Source organism: Streptomyces sp. URMC 123, from assembly GCF_051386515.1.
Taxonomy (GTDB): Bacteria; Actinomycetota; Actinomycetes; order Streptomycetales; family Streptomycetaceae; genus Streptomyces.
The window spans coordinates 1-19748 of the sequence record NZ_JBPQTV010000102.1; the positions used below are offsets into that span (position 1 = coordinate 1).

Consider the following 19748-nt stretch of genomic DNA (forward strand, 5'->3'; position numbering starts at 1 on the left):
GCTCTTTCGCCTGCGCGGGAACGCCGCCGCCCCTCTCGTCCGACGCCTCGCCGGACCGCCCCGCGCCGGCCCGTCCCGAGCCGCGGCCGGCCCCCGCCGTCCCGGCGACGGCCGGTGTCGCCGGGGCCCTCTTCGGCCTGCTGCTCGCGCTGGTGGCGGTCGAATGGGCGCCGCTGATGTCCCTGGACCACACCGTCGCGGACCGGCTGCACCGGGTGGCGCACGCCCACCCCGGCTGGACCCGGGCCAACCGCGTGCTGACCGACTGGGTGTGGGACCCGTGGGCCATGCGCGCCCTCACGGCGCTGACGGTGGGGGTCCTGCTGTGGCGCGGGGCGCGCCGTACGGCGCTGTGGCTGGGCGCGTGGGCCATCGGCGCCGGGCTCGTCCAGCAGCTCTTCAAGTGGCTGGTCGACCGCGCCCGGCCGACCTGGCCGGAGCCGCTGGACACCGCGAACTTCGCCGCCTTTCCGTCCGGGCACGCCATGACGGCGGCGTTCACCTGCTGTCTGCTGCTGTGTCTGGTGCCGGCCCGGGGCACGCGCGGCACGTCGGCACGGCACGGCACGACGGCGCGGCGCGGCACACCGGGGCAGCGTGGCGCGACGGCCGTACGCGGCGGCCGCGGGCCGTGGTGGGCCGCGGCCGCCGGCCTCGCGGTGGTCTCGGTCCTGGGCGTCGGCTTCACCCGCGTCTACCTGGGGGTGCACTGGTTCACGGACGTGCTGGGCGGCTGGCTGCTGGGGGTGGCGCTGGCCGCCGCGGCGCTGTGGTGGCGGCCCGGCCGGCGCGCGGGCGGCCCCTTGCCCGGCCCCCGCCGACCGTGAAGGATCGCCGCCATGGCGATCAAGGGTGTGCTCTTCGACTTCTCCGGGACCCTGCTGCGCGTCGAGCCGGTCGAGTCCTGGCTCCGTACCGCGCTGGACCGCTGCGGCATCACCGTGCCGCCGGAGGAACGGGCGCGCTGGGCCGAGCGGCTGGCGGAGGCCGGCGCACTGCCCGGCGGTTCCTCGCCGCGGACCATGCCGCCCCATCTGGCCCCGCTGTGGGAGGCCCGGGACCGCTCGGCCGATCTGCACCGCCGCACCTATGTGGGGCTGGCGCGCGAGGCCGGGCTGCCCTGGCCCGAGCTGTACGACCCGCTGTACGAGCGGCACATGGAGCCGGACGCGTGGCACCCGTACCCGGACACCGTGGAGGTGCTGCGCGGGCTGCGGGAGCGCGGGGTGGGCGTGGCGGTGGTGAGCAACATCGGCTGGGACCTGCGGCCGGTCTTCCGCCGGCACGGGCTGGACGGTTACGTGGACGCGTATCTGCTGTCGTACGAGTACGGCGCGCAGAAGCCCGATCCGCGGATCTTCGCGGCGGCGTGCGCGGCGCTGGGGCTGGACCCGGCCGACGTCCTGATGGTGGGGGACGACACCCGGGCGGACGCGGGGGCCGCGGCGATCGGCTGCGCGGTGCGCTTCGTGGAGCACCTGCCGGTGGAGCGGCGCCCCGCCGCGCTGCGGCCGGTCCTCGATCTCCTCGACGGAGAGGGGGGCGACAGCGCGGGTGGGGACAGCGGCGGCGGCCGGGGCGACTGACCGGCCGGGCCCGCGCCGGGCGGCGCACGGGTCGTCGGCCGAGAGGGGCGGCGGCGTTCCCGCGCAGGCGAAAGAGCCGTCTCGGACGATCCCCCGCGTCGCCCGAGACGGCGTCGCGCCCGGCATCGCCCTGCTCAGGGCGGGCGCCGGCGACTCACTGAGTATATTGGCTCGGAGCCAGTCAACGCAGGAGTTACAGCATGTCCCCGCGCAGCGCATCGGTCAATGAAGAGTTGCGCCGACGTTCCCGCGAACGCCTGCTCCAGGCGACGGTCGATCTCGTGGGAGAGCGCGGCTACGAGGCGACCACCCTGGCGGACATCGCCGATCGGGCGGGCTCGGCACGCGGGCTGGTGTCGTACTACTTCCCGGGCAAGCGGCAGTTGCTCCAGTCGGCCGTGCACCGGCTGATGCATCTGACCCTGGCGGAAGCACTGGAGCGCGAGCCGCGCACGGAAGACGGCCGGGAGCGGCTCGCGCGCGCCATCGACGCGATTCTCGGACTGGCGCGCGACCGGCCCGTGCTGATGCGCACGCACATGGCGGGCATCCTCCAGGCCGAGGGTTTCGTGCAGTGCCCCGAGCAGCAGCGGCTGGCCGCGCTGCTGCGGGACACCGTGGTGCGCTACGGCTCCGCCGACCCCGACACCGACTACCCGCTGCTGCGCGCCCTGTTGATGGGCGCGGTGGTGGCGGTGCTGCTGCCGGGCGCGCCGATGCCGCTGGTGCGGCTGCGCCGCGAGCTGTTCCAGCGGTACGGGCTGGACTGGGAGGCGGGGGTCCCGCCGCCCGCCGTGGAGCAGCGGTGAGGACCCGGTCTACGGGTGCGCGCGGTAGTCGGGCTGCGTCTGGACGTTCAGTTCCCGCATCCGCACCCACTGCGCGCCGTCGGTGCGCCGGTCGTCGATCCTCAGCACGTCGAGGCCCTTGACCATGTCGTTCGAGTAGATGTGGCCGTTGTAGTAGTAGGCCGACCAGGCACCGCCGCCGACGGCGGTGTCGGCGGAGAGCGGTCCGCGCTCGAAGTAGCCGATCTCCCTCGGCCGGGCGGAGTCGGTGAACTCCCAGACGGAGACGCCGCCCTGGTACCACGCCTGCACCATGATGTCGCGGCCCTTGACCGGGATCAGCGAGCCGTTGTGCGCCACGCAGTTCTCGGTGTCGGCCTGGTGCCGGGGGATCTTGTAGTAGCTGCGGAAGACCAGTTCGCGCCGGTCGCCCTTGCCGACGATGTCGTAGATGCCGTCGGCGCCGCGCTCGGGGCCGGTCTCGGCGTTGCAGGTGGCGGCGCCGCCACCGCCGAGCTCGTCGGTGAAGACGACCTTGTCGCCGCGCTCGTTGAAGGTGGCCGAGTGCCAGAAGGCGAAGTTGACGTTGTCCTGCACCCGGTCGAGGACGCGGGGGTGCTCCGGCCGGGAGACGTCCATCAGGATGCCGTCGCCCATGCAGGCGCCGGCGGCCAGCCGCAGCTTGGGGTAGACGGTGATGTCATGGCAGCCGGTGGTCGCGGAGACGCCGGGGTTCACCGGTCCGCCGGGGTTGCCGCCGTCCGGGAAGAGCACCGGGAACCCGACGACCGCGGCCCGCTCGGGCTCCGCGCGCGGCACCTTGATGACGGAGATGCCGTCGTGCGGCGGCCGGCAGTCGGGGAACGCCTCGCTGGGCGAGTAGGAGGAGACGTAGACGTAGACGTCCCGCCGCTCGGGCAGCAGCGTGTGGGTGTGGGAGCCGCACGCGGTCTCGACGGCGGCCACGTACCGCGGGTTGCGCTTGTCGCTGATGTCGAAGATCTTCACGCCCTCCCAGGAGGACTTCTCCGTCGCCGGCTGGCTGGTGCTGGCGCAGGAGTCGTCGCTGCGGGAGGAGTCGGTCGACAGGAAGAGCAGGTCGCCGGAGACCGAGACGTCGTTCTGGGCGCCCGGGCAGAGCACCTGGCTGACGGTGCGGGGGGCGGCGGGGTTGCCGATGTCGAAGATCCGGAAGCCGTCGTAGTTGCCGGCGAAGGCGTAGCGGCCCTGGAAGGCGAGGTCGGAGTTGGTGTCCCGGAGGGCGTCCTTGGGGACGTTGGCGAGCGGCTCGACGTTGCGGCTGTGCACGATCTGGTCCACGCCGGGCACCTCGCCGCGGGCGATGGCGGCCCGGGTCTTCGCCGCCACCTCCTGCGACACCCGCTCGCGCGGGGGCGGGGTGTCACCGGGGTCGGGGATGGCCGCCGCGGGGCCGGCCGTCAGCAGGGTGGCGACCAGGCCGCAGACGGCCGCGGCGGCGGCCAGCCGTCTTCTGGGCCGGCCTCGGGGGTGATGCGACGACGTCACTGCGTTCTCCCTCGGGTCCGTTCGAAAGGGACGGGAAACGAGCGGTGGAGCGCCTGTCGCGGTGGCCCGGCCGGGCGCGCGACGCCTGGCAGTATCGCCCTTCGCATGTACACACCAACAGAGTGCGGCCACCATGAAGCGGAGGTTTTCCCGTTGGGTTGAGCGCCGCGGCCCGAGCGCGGTGCTCAGCGTTCCCGTGTGTCACAGGAGGCCCTGTGTTCCACCGCCGCATGACAACCCCGGCCCGTACGACCCGTGCTCCCCAGGCTCCCCGGCCCGGCCGGACCGCCGCCGTGGCGCTGGCCGCCGCCCTGGCGGCGGTGCTCGGCGGCTGCACGGAGCCGGAGCGGTCGGCGGCCGGGAGCCGGACGGAGTCCGTGGTGGCCCCCGGCCGGCCCGGGGAGGCGGCCCGCACGCTCTCCCCCGCCGAGGCGGCGAAGCGGCGCGGGAGCGACGCGCCCAACGCGGCCGACGTGGCGTACGCCCACGCGATGATCGAGCACCACCGGCAGGCGCTGGTGATGACCGCGCTGGCCCCGGAGCGGGCCGCGGCCACGGGCGTACGACGGATCGCGGAGCGGATCGCCGCGGCCCAGCGACCGGAGATCACGGCGATGGAGGGGTGGCTGACGACGCACGCCAAGGCGGGAGCCGCGGTCGGCGGTTCGGGGCAGTCCCACGGCGGTTCCGGGCCGCACCACGGCGCCGGCGCGGGCGGGCACGGCGCGATGCCCGGCATGGCCACCGAGGCGCAGCTCGCGGAGCTGCGGCAGGCGCGCGGGGCGGCGTTCGACGCGCTCTTCCTGAAGCTGATGATCACGCATCACCAGGGGGCGGTCACGATGGCCACGGAGGTCCTCACGGACGGGAACCACGTCCTGATCGAAGAGATGGCGAACGATGTGATCGCGCAGCAGACGAGCGAGATCGGCCGGATGCGGGCGATGGCGCGGTGACCCGCGTACGGGGGGCTGGGGCGGACACCGTCGCGGTGCGATGCTGGAAGCACCCCGCGGAAGGAGCTCCGCCGTGCTTCGCGTCGCAGTCGTCGGCTCCGGGCCGAGCGGTGTCTACACCGCCCAGTCCCTCGTGGAGCAGAGCGCCGTGCCCGTCCAGGTGCACGTCCTGGACCGGCTGCCCTGCCCGTACGGCCTGGTGCGCTACGGCGTCGCCCCCGACCACGAGAAGATCAAGTCCCTGCAGCGCAATCTGCGCGCCGTGCTGGAGCACCCCGGCGTGACGTTCCTGGGCAATGTCCGGGTCGGCGCGGACGGCATCGCCCCGGAGCGGCTGCGCGAGCTGTACCACGCGGTCGTCTACTGCGTGGGCGCGGCCACCGACCGGCGGCTCGGCATCCCGGGCGAGGACCTGCCCGGCAGCTTCTCCGCCACGTCGTTCGTCTCCTGGTACAGCGCCCACCCCGACGCCGCCCCCGCCGGCTTCGTGCTCGGCGCCGAGTCCGCGGTCGTCATCGGGGTCGGCAACGTGGCCGTGGACGTGGCGCGCGTGCTGGCCCGCGGGGCCGAGGAACTGCGGCCCACGGACGTGCCGGACGCGGCGCTCGCGGCGCTGGCGGACAGTCGCGTGCGGGACGTGCACATGATCGGCCGGCGCGGCCCCTCCCAGGCGAAGTTCACCACCAAGGAGCTGCGCGAGCTCGGCGAACTGCCCGGCGCCGACGTGCTGGTGCGCGCCGAGGAGCTGGCCCTCGACCCGTACACGGCCGATCCGTCGGCCCTGCCCGCCGCGAACCGGCGCAATGTCGAGGTGCTGCGCGGCTGGGCGGGCCGGGCGCCGACGGGCCGGCCGCGCCGCATTCATCTGCGGTTCTTCCTGCGGCCGGTGGCGCTGCTCGGGGGCGACGGCCCGGACGGCGAGGGCGGGGGGCACGGCCCGGTCCGCGCCGTACGGTGCGAGCGCACCGAGCCGGACGGCCGCGGCGGGGTGCGCGGCACGGGGGTGTACGAGGAGATCGAGGCCCAGTTGGTGCTGCGCTCCGTCGGCTACCGGGGGGTTCCGGTGCCCGGCCTCCCGTTCGACGCGGAGCGCGGCACGGTGCCGCACGCGGCGGGGCGGGTGCTGCGGGACGGCCGGCCCTCGCCCGGGGAGTACGTGGCGGGGTGGATCAAGCGCGGCCCCACGGGGGTGATCGGCACGAACCGGCCCTGCGCGAAGGAGACGGCCGGTTCGGTGCTCGCGGACGCGGGGCTGCTGCTGGCGCGGGCGGTGCCGGACGATCCGCGCCCGGCGCTGCGCGGGCTGGGTCAACGGCCCGTGGAGTGGTCGGGCTGGCTGGGCATCGAGGCGGCGGAGGCGGCGCTGGGGCGCGCGCTGGGCCGCTCCACGGTGAAGATCGCGGACTGGGAGGGGCTGTTGGCGGCGGCGGGGGGTGACGCGGCGGGGGTACGGGACCGGGCGTGAGGCCGGTCCGTCGCTGTCGCGCGGGCGCGGCGGAACGTCAGTGCTCGCCGAGCCGCCCGGCCTCGCGCCGCGCGGCGTCCAGCACGTGGTCGAGCAGCCCCGGGAAGAGCGCGTCGAGGTCGTCCCTGCGCAGGCCGTTCAGCTTGGCGGTGCCGCGGTAGACCTGCCGAATCACGCCGCTCTCCCGCAGCACCCGGAAGTGGTGCGTACAGGTCGACTTGGTGACCGGCAGCTCGAAGGCGGAGCAGGCCAGCTCCTCCGACGTGGTGTCCAGCGCGCGCACCACGCGCAGCCGCATGGGGTCGGACAGCGCGTGCAGCACGCCTTCCAGGCGGATCTCCGCGCGGGCGGGGTGCGGAAGGGTGCGCGGGGCGGTCTGCGTGGCCACGGAGGGCATCTCCTCTGCTGGGACGGGCGTCCGCGCCGGCGGTCGTCCGCGGGCGATCCCCCCATGGTACGAGGGTCCTCGTATTTCACCATGGCCGGCGAACCGACGTCCGTGCTCGCGGTGGTGGCCACCCCGCCCGAGGCCCGGCGGCTTGATCCGCTTAATATCGGATGATCTACGGCGATCTCATGACATCACCATGAGATCTCCGCGGCGGGCCCGCCCGGCGCCCGCCGTACCACCCTGCCATCGGGAGATACACACGTGGCCTTCCTTTCCGGCCGTCCGACCCTGCGCGGCCTCGGCCGTCTCGCCTCCGCGGCGCTCGCCGCCGCCCTCGTGGGCACCGCCGCCGGCCCGGCCCTGGCCGACACCGCGGAGCCGGGGGCCTCGGCCCTGCTGAGGAGCGCCGAGGCGGCCGGCGCGCAGGCCGCCCCGCGCGCCGCGGGCGGACAGCAGCCGACCGGCGACGCGCCCCGGTTCGCCCTGAACGGCATCGACAAGTCCGGCATGCTCTTCCTGCACTGGCCGGACGGCGCGGGCGGCTTCGAGCCCCGCGAGGAAATCGTCGACTTCGGCTTCGCCAAGACCGGCGCGGACGTCGACAACGACCGCGACGGCTACTCCGACGGCCACTTCACCTGGAACCTCGACGGCGACCTCAGCTTCACCTACCGGACCGGGTTCGTGCAGAACGAGACCCGGACGATCGGCGGCGGCTGGAACATCTACCCCAAGGTGCTGGCCCCCGGCGACCTGGGCGGCGCCAAGGAGTACGACATCATGGCCGTCGACACGGCCGGTGTGATGTGGACCTATCTCGCCTACCCCAACGGCGATGTGACGCCGCGGGTGCGGATCGGCTCCGGCTGGGACGCGTACACCCACCTCTCCGGCAAGGGCGACCTCACCGGTGACGGCCGCACCGACATCGTCGCCAAGGACGCCAAGGGCGACCTCTACCTCTACAAGGGCACCGGCGACTACAAGGCGCCCTTCGAGCCGCGGGTCAAGGTCGGCTGGGGCTACAACCTCTACAACGCCCTCGTCTCGACCGGCGACGTGGACGGCGACGGCCGCAACGACCTGCTCGCCCGCGAGGCGGGCGGCGACCTGTACCTCTACCGGGGCACCGGCAACGCGTCCGACCCCTTCGAGTCCCGGGTCAAGGTCGGCTGGGGCTACGACACGTACCGCGTGATGTTCTGAGCCGCACCGCTTCATTTTCCGACGCCGGCCGCGTTCCCGATCCGGGGGCGCGGCCGGCGCGTTGCCAGACCCTCTGTTGTACGACGTGCTTCGTATTTCGAGGATGTACGTAGTACGGTGTCTCACGTACTAAGCGAGATCGACGCGCCGTCGTTCCCGCCGTGCCAGGCATCAGGCATCAGGTGAAACGGAGTTCATGGTGAGCACCCTCTTCGAGCCCTACACCCTGCGGTCGCTGACGATCCCCAACCGCCTCTGGATGGCGCCGATGGACCAGTACAGCGCGGAGGCTTCCGGGCCGGACGCCGGTGTCGCCAACGACTGGCACCTGGCCCACTACGGCGCGCGGGCCACCGGCGGCACGGGGCTCATCCTCGTGGAGGCCACGGCCGTCTCCGCCGAGGGCCGGATCAGCCCCTGGGACCTGGGGCTGTGGCACGACCACCAGATCGCGGGGCTGCGCCGGATCGCCTCCTTCCTGGCCGCCCAGGGCACGGTCCCCGGCATCCAACTCGCCCACGCCGGGCGCAAGGCGTCCACCGACAGCCCCTGGCGGGGCGGCGGCCCGGTCGGCCCCGACACCCACGGCTGGCAGCCCGTGGGCCCCAGCCCGGTCCCGTACGGCGACGGGCACCCCGTCCCGACCGAGCTGACGGTCGAGCGGATCAAGGAGATCGTCCAGGAGTTCGCCGACGCCGCCCGCCGCGCCCACGAGGCCGGCTTCCGGGTCGTCGAGATCCACGGCGCGCACGGCTATCTGATCGGTCAGTTCCTCTCCCCGCACAGCAACCACCGCACCGACGAGTACGGCGGCTCCTTCGAGAACCGCATACGGTTCGCCCTCGAGGTGGTCGACGCGATCCGCGCCGAGTGGCCGGAGGAACTCCCGCTGTTCTTCCGCGTCTCCGCGACCGACTGGCTCACGGAGAACCCCGAGGACGAGCGCGAGGGCTGGACCGCGGACGACACGGTCCGCCTCGCCCGTGAGCTGCGCGCCCACGGCGTGGATCTGCTCGACGTCTCCACCGGTGGGCTCGCCCCCGGGGCGCGGATACCCGTCGGGCCCGGCTACCAGGTTCCGTTCGCCGAGCGCGTCAAGGTGGAGACCGGGCTGCCGGTCGCGGCCGTCGGCCTCATCACGGAGCCGATGCAGGCGGAGAAGATCCTGGCCGGCGGCCAGGCGGACGCGGTGCTCCTCGGGAGGGAGTTGCTGCGCGACCCCTCGTTCGCGCGGCGGGCCGCGCGCGACCTGAACGCGGCTGCGGCTACGCCGCGGCAGTACGCCTGGGCCATCTGACCCCCCTGCGGGGGGCCACCGGGCTTTCCCCCCACCGGCGATGGCATGGCCCTCCGGGCGGGTCTTCCCGCGCCTTCAGCCGGGGCAAAGGCCCGCCCCTTTGGGGCGGGGGGTGGGGGTTGCGGTCGTGCGCTCTGTCCGTGCGGGGGTCGGTGCCGCACCGGAGTACGGGGTGCCCTCCCGGCGGGGGTCGGTGCCGCACCGGGGTACGGAGTGCCCTCCGGGCGGGTTCGCGCGACGACCGGGGTCACGTTGCCTGTCACGTGGGCGCCACAAGCGTCTGCCCGCGCCTTCGGGGCGGACCACACCCATCCCCCGGCCGAAGGCCGGGGAAAAGTTCCCGCCCCTCCGGGGCGGGAGAGGGGGGTCGCGCCGCAGGCCGGGGATCTTTGCCCGCGCCTTCGGCGCGGGGATGGTTGGTTGCGGTCGTGCGCTCTGTCCGTGCGGGGGTCGGTGCCGCACCGGGGTACCTCCTCGGCGGCGCACCGTGCGGGTTGTTTCTTCGGCTCCCCCTGGGAGCATGTGCGCCGCGCTGCGGGGGCACCCCGCCACGTCCCCTCCGGCCCGGCATGGCGGCGCGCCCGCGGTGGGGGGTGGAAAACCATGGGTGGTTGCCGCCGCACCTCGGCTCCCCGCCGGTTTTCTTTTCTCCGGCGAAGCCGGAGCCGTCCTACGGACAGCAGGTCGCGCATCAGCCCGGCACCCGGCACTCAGGGAGCGCGAGCCCCCACCCGCTTTGTGCGCCCCAACCGGCCGGAGGGGACGTAGCGGGGTGCCCCCGCAGCGCGGCGCACATGCTCCCAGGGGGAGCCGAAGAAACAACCCGCACGGTGCGCCGCCGAGGAGGTACCCCGGTGCGGCACCGACCCCCGCACGGACAGAGCGCACGACCGCAACCAACCATCCCCGCGCCGAAGGCGCGGGCAAAGATCCCCGGCCTGCGGCGCGACCCCCCTCTCCCGCCCCGGAGGGGCGGGAACTTTTCCCCGGCCTTCGGCCGGGGGATGGGTGTGGTCCGCCCCGAAGGCGCGGGCAGACGCTTGTGGCGCCCACGTGACAGGCAACGTGACCCCGGTCGTCGCGCGAACCCGCCCGGAGGGCACTCCGTACCCCGGTGCGGCACCGACCCCCGCCGGGAGGGCACCCGGTACCCCGGTGCGGCACCGACCTACCCACGGACAGAGCGCACGACCGCAACCCCCACCCCCCGCCCCAAAGGGGCGGGCCTTTGCCCCGGCTGAAGGCGCGGGAAGACCCGCCCGGAGGGCCATGCCATCGCCGGTGGGGGGAAAGCCCGGTGGCCCCCCGCAGGGGGGTCAGATGGCCCAGGCGTACTGCCGCGGCGTAGCCGCAGCCGCGTTCAGGTCGCGCGCGGCCCGCCGCGCGAACGAGGGGTCGCGCAGCAACTCCCTCCCGAGGAGCACCGCGTCCGCCTGGCCGCCGGCCAGGATCTTCTCCGCCTGCATCGGCTCCGTGATGAGGCCGACGGCCGCGACCGGCAGCCCGGTCTCCACCTTGACGCGCTCGGCGAACGGAACCTGGTAGCCGGGCCCGACGGGTATCCGCGCCCCGGGGGCGAGCCCACCGGTGGAGACGTCGAGCAGATCCACGCCGTGGGCGCGCAGCTCACGGGCGAGGCGGACCGTGTCGTCCGCGGTCCAGCCCTCGCGCTCGTCCTCGGGGTTCTCCGTGAGCCAGTCGGTCGCGGAGACGCGGAAGAACAGCGGGAGTTCCTCCGGCCACTCGGCGCGGATCGCGTCGACCACCTCGAGGGCGAACCGTATGCGGTTCTCGAAGGAGCCGCCGTACTCGTCGGTGCGGTGGTTGCTGTGCGGGGAGAGGAACTGACCGATCAGATAGCCGTGCGCGCCGTGGATCTCGACGACCCGGAAGCCGGCCTCGTGGGCGCGGCGGGCGGCGTCGGCGAACTCCTGGACGATCTCCTTGATCCGCTCGACCGTCAGCTCGGTCGGGACGGGGTGCCCGTCGCCGTACGGGACCGGGCTGGGGCCCACGGGCTGCCAGCCGTGGGTGTCGGGGCCGACCGGGCCGCCGCCCCGCCAGGGGCTGTCGGTGGACGCCTTGCGCCCGGCGTGGGCGAGTTGGATGCCGGGGACCGTGCCCTGGGCGGCCAGGAAGGAGGCGATCCGGCGCAGCCCCGCGATCTGGTGGTCGTGCCACAGCCCCAGGTCCCAGGGGCTGATCCGGCCCTCGGCGGAGACGGCCGTGGCCTCCACGAGGATGAGCCCCGTGCCGCCGGTGGCCCGCGCGCCGTAGTGGGCCAGGTGCCAGTCGTTGGCGACACCGGCGTCCGGCCCGGAAGCCTCCGCGCTGTACTGGTCCATCGGCGCCATCCAGAGGCGGTTGGGGATCGTCAGCGACCGCAGGGTGTAGGGCTCGAAGAGGGTGCTCACCATGAACTCCGTTTCACCTGATGCCTGATGCCTGGCACGGCGGGAACGACGGCGCGTCGATCTCGCTTAGTACGTGAGACACCGTACTACGTACATCCTCGAAATACGAAGCACGTCGTACAACAGAGGGTCTGGCAACGCGCCGGCCGCGCCCCCGGATCGGGAACGCGGCCGGCGTCGGAAAATGAAGCGGTGCGGCTCAGAACATCACGCGGTACGTGTCGTAGCCCCAGCCGACCTTGACCCGGGACTCGAAGGGGTCGGACGCGTTGCCGGTGCCCCGGTAGAGGTACAGGTCGCCGCCCGCCTCGCGGGCGAGCAGGTCGTTGCGGCCGTCGCCGTCCACGTCGCCGGTCGAGACGAGGGCGTTGTAGAGGTTGTAGCCCCAGCCGACCTTGACCCGCGGCTCGAAGGGCGCCTTGTAGTCGCCGGTGCCCTTGTAGAGGTAGAGGTCGCCCTTGGCGTCCTTGGCGACGATGTCGGTGCGGCCGTCACCGGTGAGGTCGCCCTTGCCGGAGAGGTGGGTGTACGCGTCCCAGCCGGAGCCGATCCGCACCCGCGGCGTCACATCGCCGTTGGGGTAGGCGAGATAGGTCCACATCACACCGGCCGTGTCGACGGCCATGATGTCGTACTCCTTGGCGCCGCCCAGGTCGCCGGGGGCCAGCACCTTGGGGTAGATGTTCCAGCCGCCGCCGATCGTCCGGGTCTCGTTCTGCACGAACCCGGTCCGGTAGGTGAAGCTGAGGTCGCCGTCGAGGTTCCAGGTGAAGTGGCCGTCGGAGTAGCCGTCGCGGTCGTTGTCGACGTCCGCGCCGGTCTTGGCGAAGCCGAAGTCGACGATTTCCTCGCGGGGCTCGAAGCCGCCCGCGCCGTCCGGCCAGTGCAGGAAGAGCATGCCGGACTTGTCGATGCCGTTCAGGGCGAACCGGGGCGCGTCGCCGGTCGGCTGCTGTCCGCCCGCGGCGCGCGGGGCGGCCTGCGCGCCGGCCGCCTCGGCGCTCCTCAGCAGGGCCGAGGCCCCCGGCTCCGCGGTGTCGGCCAGGGCCGGGCCGGCGGCGGTGCCCACGAGGGCGGCGGCGAGCGCCGCGGAGGCGAGACGGCCGAGGCCGCGCAGGGTCGGACGGCCGGAAAGGAAGGCCACGTGTGTATCTCCCGATGGCAGGGTGGTACGGCGGGCGCCGGGCGGGCCCGCCGCGGAGATCTCATGGTGATGTCATGAGATCGCCGTAGATCATCCGATATTAAGCGGATCAAGCCGCCGGGCCTCGGGCGGGGTGGCCACCACCGCGAGCACGGACGTCGGTTCGCCGGCCATGGTGAAATACGAGGACCCTCGTACCATGGGGGGATCGCCCGCGGACGACCGCCGGCGCGGACGCCCGTCCCAGCAGAGGAGATGCCCTCCGTGGCCACGCAGACCGCCCCGCGCACCCTTCCGCACCCCGCCCGCGCGGAGATCCGCCTGGAAGGCGTGCTGCACGCGCTGTCCGACCCCATGCGGCTGCGCGTGGTGCGCGCGCTGGACACCACGTCGGAGGAGCTGGCCTGCTCCGCCTTCGAGCTGCCGGTCACCAAGTCGACCTGTACGCACCACTTCCGGGTGCTGCGGGAGAGCGGCGTGATTCGGCAGGTCTACCGCGGCACCGCCAAGCTGAACGGCCTGCGCAGGGACGACCTCGACGCGCTCTTCCCGGGGCTGCTCGACCACGTGCTGGACGCCGCGCGGCGCGAGGCCGGGCGGCTCGGCGAGCACTGACGTTCCGCCGCGCCCGCGCGACAGCGACGGACCGGCCTCACGCCCGGTCCCGTACCCCCGCCGCGTCACCCCCCGCCGCCGCCAACAGCCCCTCCCAGTCCGCGATCTTCACCGTGGAGCGGCCCAGCGCGCGCCCCAGCGCCGCCTCCGCCGCCTCGATGCCCAGCCAGCCCGACCACTCCACGGGCCGTTGACCCAGCCCGCGCAGCGCCGGGCGCGGATCGTCCGGCACCGCCCGCGCCAGCAGCAGCCCCGCGTCCGCGAGCACCGAACCGGCCGTCTCCTTCGCGCAGGGCCGGTTCGTGCCGATCACCCCCGTGGGGCCGCGCTTGATCCACCCCGCCACGTACTCCCCGGGCGAGGGCCGGCCGTCCCGCAGCACCCGCCCCGCCGCGTGCGGCACCGTGCCGCGCTCCGCGTCGAACGGGAGGCCGGGCACCGGAACCCCCCGGTAGCCGACGGAGCGCAGCACCAACTGGGCCTCGATCTCCTCGTACACCCCCGTGCCGCGCACCCCGCCGCGGCCGTCCGGCTCGGTGCGCTCGCACCGTACGGCGCGGACCGGGCCGTGCCCCCCGCCCTCGCCGTCCGGGCCGTCGCCCCCGAGCAGCGCCACCGGCCGCAGGAAGAACCGCAGATGAATGCGGCGCGGCCGGCCCGTCGGCGCCCGGCCCGCCCAGCCGCGCAGCACCTCGACATTGCGCCGGTTCGCGGCGGGCAGGGCCGACGGATCGGCCGTGTACGGGTCGAGGGCCAGCTCCTCGGCGCGCACCAGCACGTCGGCGCCGGGCAGTTCGCCGAGCTCGCGCAGCTCCTTGGTGGTGAACTTCGCCTGGGAGGGGCCGCGCCGGCCGATCATGTGCACGTCCCGCACGCGACTGTCCGCCAGCGCCGCGAGCGCCGCGTCCGGCACGTCCGTGGGCCGCAGTTCCTCGGCCCCGCGGGCCAGCACGCGCGCCACGTCCACGGCCACGTTGCCGACCCCGATGACGACCGCGGACTCGGCGCCGAGCACGAAGCCGGCGGGGGCGGCGTCGGGGTGGGCGCTGTACCAGGAGACGAACGACGTGGCGGAGAAGCTGCCGGGCAGGTCCTCGCCCGGGATGCCGAGCCGCCGGTCGGTGGCCGCGCCCACGCAGTAGACGACCGCGTGGTACAGCTCGCGCAGCCGCTCCGGGGCGATGCCGTCCGCGCCGACCCGGACATTGCCCAGGAACGTCACGCCGGGGTGCTCCAGCACGGCGCGCAGATTGCGCTGCAGGGACTTGATCTTCTCGTGGTCGGGGGCGACGCCGTAGCGCACCAGGCCGTACGGGCAGGGCAGCCGGTCCAGGACGTGCACCTGGACGGGCACGGCGCTCTGCTCCACGAGGGACTGGGCGGTGTAGACACCGCTCGGCCCGGAGCCGACGACTGCGACGCGAAGCACGGCGGAGCTCCTTCCGCGGGGTGCTTCCAGCATCGCACCGCGACGGTGTCCGCCCCAGCCCCCCGTACGCGGGTCACCGCGCCATCGCCCGCATCCGGCCGATCTCGCTCGTCTGCTGCGCGATCACATCGTTCGCCATCTCTTCGATCAGGACGTGGTTCCCGTCCGTGAGGACCTCCGTGGCCATCGTGACCGCCCCCTGGTGATGCGTGATCATCAGCTTCAGGAAGAGCGCGTCGAACGCCGCCCCGCGCGCCTGCCGCAGCTCCGCGAGCTGCGCCTCGGTGGCCATGCCGGGCATCGCGCCGTGCCCGCCCGCGCCGGCGCCGTGGTGCGGCCCGGAACCGCCGTGGGACTGCCCCGAACCGCCGACCGCGGCTCCCGCCTTGGCGTGCGTCGTCAGCCACCCCTCCATCGCCGTGATCTCCGGTCGCTGGGCCGCGGCGATCCGCTCCGCGATCCGTCGTACGCCCGTGGCCGCGGCCCGCTCCGGGGCCAGCGCGGTCATCACCAGCGCCTGCCGGTGGTGCTCGATCATCGCGTGGGCGTACGCCACGTCGGCCGCGTTGGGCGCGTCGCTCCCGCGCCGCTTCGCCGCCTCGGCGGGGGAGAGCGTGCGGGCCGCCTCCCCGGGCCGGCCGGGGGCCACCACGGACTCCGTCCGGCTCCCGGCCGCCGACCGCTCCGGCTCCGTGCAGCCGCCGAGCACCGCCGCCAGGGCGGCGGCCAGCGCCACGGCGGCGGTCCGGCCGGGCCGGGGAGCCTGGGGAGCACGGGTCGTACGGGCCGGGGTTGTCATGCGGCGGTGGAACACAGGGCCTCCTGTGACACACGGGAACGCTGAGCACCGCGCTCGGGCCGCGGCGCTCAACCCAACGGGAAAACCTCCGCTTCATGGTGGCCGCACTCTGTTGGTGTGTACATGCGAAGGGCGATACTGCCAGGCGTCGCGCGCCCGGCCGGGCCACCGCGACAGGCGCTCCACCGCTCGTTTCCCGTCCCTTTCGAACGGACCCGAGGGAGAACGCAGTGACGTCGTCGCATCACCCCCGAGGCCGGCCCAGAAGACGGCTGGCCGCCGCCGCGGCCGTCTGCGGCCTGGTCGCCACCCTGCTGACGGCCGGCCCCGCGGCGGCCATCCCCGACCCCGGTGACACCCCGCCCCCGCGCGAGCGGGTGTCGCAGGAGGTGGCGGCGAAGACCCGGGCCGCCATCGCCCGCGGCGAGGTGCCCGGCGTGGACCAGATCGTGCACAGCCGCAACGTCGAGCCGCTCGCCAACGTCCCCAAGGACGCCCTCCGGGACACCAACTCCGACCTCGCCTTCCAGGGCCGCTACGCCTTCGCCGGCAACTACGACGGCTTCCGGATCTTCGACATCGGCAACCCCGCCGCCCCCCGCACCGTCAGCCAGGTGCTCTGCCCGGGCGCCCAGAACGACGTCTCGGTCTCCGGCGACCTGCTCTTCCTGTCGACCGACTCCTCCCGCAGCGACGACTCCTGCGCCAGCACCAGCCAGCCGGCGACGGAGAAGTCCTCCTGGGAGGGCGTGAAGATCTTCGACATCAGCGACAAGCGCAACCCGCGGTACGTGGCCGCCGTCGAGACCGCGTGCGGCTCCCACACCCACACGCTGCTGCCCGAGCGGCGGGACGTCTACGTCTACGTCTCCTCCTACTCGCCCAGCGAGGCGTTCCCCGACTGCCGGCCGCCGCACGACGGCATCTCCGTCATCAAGGTGCCGCGCGCGGAGCCCGAGCGGGCCGCGGTCGTCGGGTTCCCGGTGCTCTTCCCGGACGGCGGCAACCCCGGCGGACCGGTGAACCCCGGCGTCTCCGCGACCACCGGCTGCCATGACATCACCGTCTACCCCAAGCTGCGGCTGGCCGCCGGCGCCTGCATGGGCGACGGCATCCTGATGGACGTCTCCCGGCCGGAGCACCCCCGCGTCCTCGACCGGGTGCAGGACAACGTCAACTTCGCCTTCTGGCACTCGGCCACCTTCAACGAGCGCGGCGACAAGGTCGTCTTCACCGACGAGCTCGGCGGTGGCGGCGCCGCCACCTGCAACGCCGAGACCGGCCCCGAGCGCGGCGCCGACGGCATCTACGACATCGTCGGCAAGGGCGACCGGCGCGAACTGGTCTTCCGCAGCTACTACAAGATCCCCCGGCACCAGGCCGACACCGAGAACTGCGTGGCGCACAACGGCTCGCTGATCCCGGTCAAGGGCCGCGACATCATGGTGCAGGCGTGGTACCAGGGCGGCGTCTCCGTCTGGGAGTTCACCGACTCCGCCCGGCCGAGGGAGATCGGCTACTTCGAGCGCGGACCGCTCTCCGCCGACACCGCCGTCGGCGGCGGTGCCTGGTCGGCCTACTACTACAACGGCCACATCTACTCGAACGACATGGTCAAGGGCCTCGACGTGCTGAGGATCGACGACCGGCGCACCGACGGCGCGCAGTGGGTGCGGATGCGGGAACTGAACGTCCAGACGCAGCCCGACTACCGCGCGCACCCGTAGACCGGGTCCTCACCGCTGCTCCACGGCGGGCGGCGGGACCCCCGCCTCCCAGTCCAGCCCGTACCGCTGGAACAGCTCGCGGCGCAGCCGCACCAGCGGCATCGGCGCGCCCGGCAGCAGCACCGCCACCACCGCGCCCATCAACAGGGCGCGCAGCAGCGGGTAGTCGGTGTCGGGGTCGGCGGAGCCGTAGCGCACCACGGTGTCCCGCAGCAGCGCGGCCAGCCGCTGCTGCTCGGGGCACTGCACGAAACCCTCGGCCTGGAGGATGCCCGCCATGTGCGTGCGCATCAGCACGGGCCGGTCGCGCGCCAGTCCGAGAATCGCGTCGATGGCGCGCGCGAGCCGCTCCCGGCCGTCTTCCGTGCGCGGCTCGCGCTCCAGTGCTTCCGCCAGGGTCAGATGCATCAGCCGGTGCACGGCCGACTGGAGCAACTGCCGCTTGCCCGGGAAGTAGTACGACACCAGCCCGCGTGCCGAGCCCGCCCGATCGGCGATGTCCGCCAGGGTGGTCGCCTCGTAGCCGCGCTCTCCCACGAGATCGACCGTCGCCTGGAGCAGGCGTTCGCGGGAACGTCGGCGCAACTCTTCATTGACCGATGCGCTGCGCGGGGACATGCTGTAACTCCTGCGTTGACTGGCTCCGAGCCAATATACTCAGTGAGTCGCCGGCGCCCGCCCTGAGCAGGGCGATGCCGGGCGCGACGCCGTCTCGGGCGACGCGGGGGATCGTCCGAGACGGCTCTTTCGCCTGCGCGGGAACGCCGCCGCCCCTCTCGGCCGACGACCCGTGCGCCGCCCGGCGCGGGCCCGGCCGGTCAGTCGCCCCGGCCGCCGCCGCTGTCCCCACCCGCGCTGTCGCCCCCCTCTCCGTCGAGGAGATCGAGGACCGGCCGCAGCGCGGCGGGGCGCCGCTCCACCGGCAGGTGCTCCACGAAGCGCACCGCGCAGCCGATCGCCGCGGCCCCCGCGTCCGCCCGGGTGTCGTCCCCCACCATCAGGACGTCGGCCGGGTCCAGCCCCAGCGCCGCGCACGCCGCCGCGAAGATCCGCGGATCGGGCTTCTGCGCGCCGTACTCGTACGACAGCAGATACGCGTCCACGTAACCGTCCAGCCCGTGCCGGCGGAAGACCGGCCGCAGGTCCCAGCCGATGTTGCTCACCACCGCCACGCCCACCCCGCGCTCCCGCAGCCCGCGCAGCACCTCCACGGTGTCCGGGTACGGGTGCCACGCGTCCGGCTCCATGTGCCGCTCGTACAGCGGGTCGTACAGCTCGGGCCAGGGCAGCCCGGCCTCGCGCGCCAGCCCCACATAGGTGCGGCGGTGCAGATCGGCCGAGCGGTCCCGGGCCTCCCACAGCGGGGCCAGATGGGGCGGCATGGTCCGCGGCGAGGAACCGCCGGGCAGTGCGCCGGCCTCCGCCAGCCGCTCGGCCCAGCGCGCCCGTTCCTCCGGCGGCACGGTGATGCCGCAGCGGTCCAGCGCGGTACGGAGCCAGGACTCGACCGGCTCGACGCGCAGCAGGGTCCCGGAGAAGTCGAAGAGCACACCCTTGATCGCCATGGCGGCGATCCTTCACGGTCGGCGGGGGCCGGGCAAGGGGCCGCCCGCGCGCCGGCCGGGCCGCCACCACAGCGCCGCGGCGGCCAGCGCCACCCCCAGCAGCCAGCCGCCCAGCACGTCCGTGAACCAGTGCACCCCCAGGTAGACGCGGGTGAAGCCGACGCCCAGGACCGAGACCACCGCGAGGCCGGCGGCCGCGGCCCACCACGGCCCGCGGCCGCCGCGTACGGCCGTCGCGCCACGCTGCCCCGGTGTGCCGCGCCGCGCCGTCGTGCCGTGCCGTGCCGACGTGCCGCGCGTGCCCCGGGCCGGCACCAGACACAGCAGCAGACAGCAGGTGAACGCCGCCGTCATGGCGTGCCCGGACGGAAAGGCGGCGAAGTTCGCGGTGTCCAGCGGCTCCGGCCAGGTCGGCCGGGCGCGGTCGACCAGCCACTTGAAGAGCTGCTGGACGAGCCCGGCGCCGATGGCCCACGCGCCCAGCCACAGCGCCGTACGGCGCGCCCCGCGCCACAGCAGGACCCCCACCGTCAGCGCCGTGAGGGCGCGCATGGCCCACGGGTCCCACACCCAGTCGGTCAGCACGCGGTTGGCCCGGGTCCAGCCGGGGTGGGCGTGCGCCACCCGGTGCAGCCGGTCCGCGACGGTGTGGTCCAGGGACATCAGCGGCGCCCATTCGACCGCCACCAGCGCGAGCAGCAGGCCGAAGAGGGCCCCGGCGACACCGGCCGTCGCCGGGACGGCGGGGGCCGGCCGCGGCTCGGGACGGGCCGGCGCGGGGCGGTCCGGCGAGGCGTCGGACGAGAGGGGCGGCGGCGTTCCCGCGCAGGCGAAAGAGC

At 74.3% G+C, this 19748-nt stretch carries 18 protein-coding genes; 9 read left to right on the forward strand and 9 right to left on the reverse strand.

Features of this window, described 5'->3' with window-relative positions; all coding sequences use genetic code 11:
• The 3 genes from ACSNOD_RS14610 to ACSNOD_RS14620 form a co-directional block, all read left to right on the forward strand.
• The coding region (locus tag ACSNOD_RS14610) for a phosphatase PAP2 family protein (protein WP_436767340.1) at positions 1 to 827 on the forward strand (827 nt) is incomplete at its 5' end.
• A gap of 12 nt (positions 828 to 839) precedes the next feature.
• Positions 840 to 1586 carry an HAD family hydrolase gene (locus tag ACSNOD_RS14615; protein ID WP_436767341.1) on the forward strand — a complete coding sequence of 249 codons (747 nt, stop codon included), beginning with the start codon at positions 840 to 842 and terminating at the stop codon, positions 1584 to 1586.
• 200 nt (positions 1587 to 1786) lie between these two features.
• Positions 1787 to 2395 carry a TetR/AcrR family transcriptional regulator gene (locus tag ACSNOD_RS14620; protein ID WP_436767342.1) on the forward strand — a complete coding sequence of 203 codons (609 nt, stop codon included), beginning with the start codon at positions 1787 to 1789 and terminating at the stop codon, positions 2393 to 2395.
• Positions 2396 to 2404: 9 nt separating this feature from the next.
• Here ACSNOD_RS14620 and ACSNOD_RS14625 read toward each other — a convergent pair whose 3' ends face one another.
• A complete protein-coding gene (locus ACSNOD_RS14625) occupies positions 2405 to 3901 on the reverse strand; it encodes an LVIVD repeat-containing protein (RefSeq protein ID WP_436767343.1) in 1497 nt (498 codons plus the stop codon).
• Between the two features lie 230 nt (positions 3902 to 4131).
• Between ACSNOD_RS14625 and ACSNOD_RS14630 the strand changes: the two genes are divergently transcribed.
• Both ACSNOD_RS14630 and ACSNOD_RS14635 read left to right on the forward strand, forming a co-directional pair.
• Positions 4132 to 4857 (forward strand): DUF305 domain-containing protein, encoded by a 726-nt coding sequence (locus ACSNOD_RS14630; protein WP_436767344.1) that lies wholly within the window; start codon positions 4132 to 4134, stop codon positions 4855 to 4857.
• A gap of 73 nt (positions 4858 to 4930) precedes the next feature.
• Positions 4931 to 6322, forward strand: a complete 1392-nt coding sequence (locus tag ACSNOD_RS14635) for an FAD-dependent oxidoreductase (RefSeq protein WP_436767345.1) — start codon at positions 4931 to 4933, stop codon at positions 6320 to 6322.
• Positions 6323 to 6359: 37 nt separating this feature from the next.
• Here the strand turns inward: ACSNOD_RS14635 and ACSNOD_RS14640 are convergent, their stop codons facing one another.
• Positions 6360 to 6719, reverse strand: coding sequence for an ArsR/SmtB family transcription factor (locus ACSNOD_RS14640; protein WP_436767346.1), 360 nt, complete (start codon positions 6717 to 6719; stop codon positions 6360 to 6362).
• 255 nt (positions 6720 to 6974) lie between these two features.
• Here ACSNOD_RS14640 and ACSNOD_RS14645 point away from each other — a divergent pair, with 255 nt between their 5' ends.
• Both ACSNOD_RS14645 and ACSNOD_RS14650 read left to right on the forward strand, forming a co-directional pair.
• Positions 6975 to 7919 carry an FG-GAP repeat domain-containing protein gene (locus tag ACSNOD_RS14645; RefSeq protein ID WP_436767347.1) on the forward strand — a complete coding sequence of 315 codons (945 nt, stop codon included), beginning with the start codon at positions 6975 to 6977 and terminating at the stop codon, positions 7917 to 7919.
• A 199-nt stretch (positions 7920 to 8118) separates the two neighbouring features.
• Entirely contained in the window at positions 8119 to 9216 is a 1098-nt protein-coding gene (locus ACSNOD_RS14650; RefSeq protein WP_436767348.1) for an NADH:flavin oxidoreductase/NADH oxidase, read from the forward strand.
• 1316 nt (positions 9217 to 10532) lie between these two features.
• On the opposite strand, the gene ACSNOD_RS14655 is transcribed toward ACSNOD_RS14650, so the two are convergent.
• Together ACSNOD_RS14655 and ACSNOD_RS14660 are read right to left on the reverse strand one after the other, a co-directional pair.
• On the reverse strand, positions 10533 to 11630 hold the full coding sequence (locus tag ACSNOD_RS14655; protein WP_436767348.1) for an NADH:flavin oxidoreductase/NADH oxidase: 1098 nt from the start codon (positions 11628 to 11630) through the stop codon (positions 10533 to 10535).
• Between the two features lie 199 nt (positions 11631 to 11829).
• Positions 11830 to 12774, reverse strand: coding sequence for an FG-GAP repeat domain-containing protein (locus tag ACSNOD_RS14660; protein ID WP_436767347.1), 945 nt, complete (start codon positions 12772 to 12774; stop codon positions 11830 to 11832).
• Positions 12775 to 13029: 255 nt separating this feature from the next.
• On the opposite strand from ACSNOD_RS14660, the gene ACSNOD_RS14665 reads away from it, so the two are divergent.
• Complete coding sequence (locus tag ACSNOD_RS14665; protein ID WP_436767346.1) at positions 13030 to 13389, forward strand: ArsR/SmtB family transcription factor; 360 nt, start codon at positions 13030 to 13032, stop codon at positions 13387 to 13389.
• A gap of 37 nt (positions 13390 to 13426) precedes the next feature.
• Here ACSNOD_RS14665 and ACSNOD_RS14670 read toward each other — a convergent pair whose 3' ends face one another.
• Both ACSNOD_RS14670 and ACSNOD_RS14675 read right to left on the reverse strand, forming a co-directional pair.
• Positions 13427 to 14818: an FAD-dependent oxidoreductase gene (locus ACSNOD_RS14670; protein ID WP_436767345.1), complete on the reverse strand. Its 1392-nt coding sequence runs from the start codon at positions 14816 to 14818 to the stop codon at positions 13427 to 13429.
• Positions 14819 to 14891: 73 nt separating this feature from the next.
• The gene (locus tag ACSNOD_RS14675) at positions 14892 to 15617 is read right to left on the reverse strand and encodes a DUF305 domain-containing protein (RefSeq protein WP_436767344.1); all 726 of its coding nucleotides are present in this window, start codon (positions 15615 to 15617) and stop codon (positions 14892 to 14894) included.
• Between the two features lie 230 nt (positions 15618 to 15847).
• On the opposite strand from ACSNOD_RS14675, the gene ACSNOD_RS14680 reads away from it, so the two are divergent.
• The gene (locus tag ACSNOD_RS14680; RefSeq protein ID WP_436767343.1) at positions 15848 to 17344 is read left to right on the forward strand and encodes an LVIVD repeat-containing protein; all 1497 of its coding nucleotides are present in this window, start codon (positions 15848 to 15850) and stop codon (positions 17342 to 17344) included.
• Between the two features lie 9 nt (positions 17345 to 17353).
• Here the strand turns inward: ACSNOD_RS14680 and ACSNOD_RS14685 are convergent, their stop codons facing one another.
• The 3 genes from ACSNOD_RS14685 to ACSNOD_RS14695 form a co-directional block, all read right to left on the reverse strand.
• The gene (locus ACSNOD_RS14685; protein ID WP_436767342.1) at positions 17354 to 17962 is read right to left on the reverse strand and encodes a TetR/AcrR family transcriptional regulator; all 609 of its coding nucleotides are present in this window, start codon (positions 17960 to 17962) and stop codon (positions 17354 to 17356) included.
• A gap of 200 nt (positions 17963 to 18162) precedes the next feature.
• Positions 18163 to 18909, reverse strand: coding sequence for an HAD family hydrolase (locus ACSNOD_RS14690; RefSeq protein WP_436767341.1), 747 nt, complete (start codon positions 18907 to 18909; stop codon positions 18163 to 18165).
• A 12-nt stretch (positions 18910 to 18921) separates the two neighbouring features.
• Positions 18922 to 19748: phosphatase PAP2 family protein (locus tag ACSNOD_RS14695; RefSeq protein WP_436767340.1), on the reverse strand; the 827-nt coding region annotated here is incomplete at its 5' end.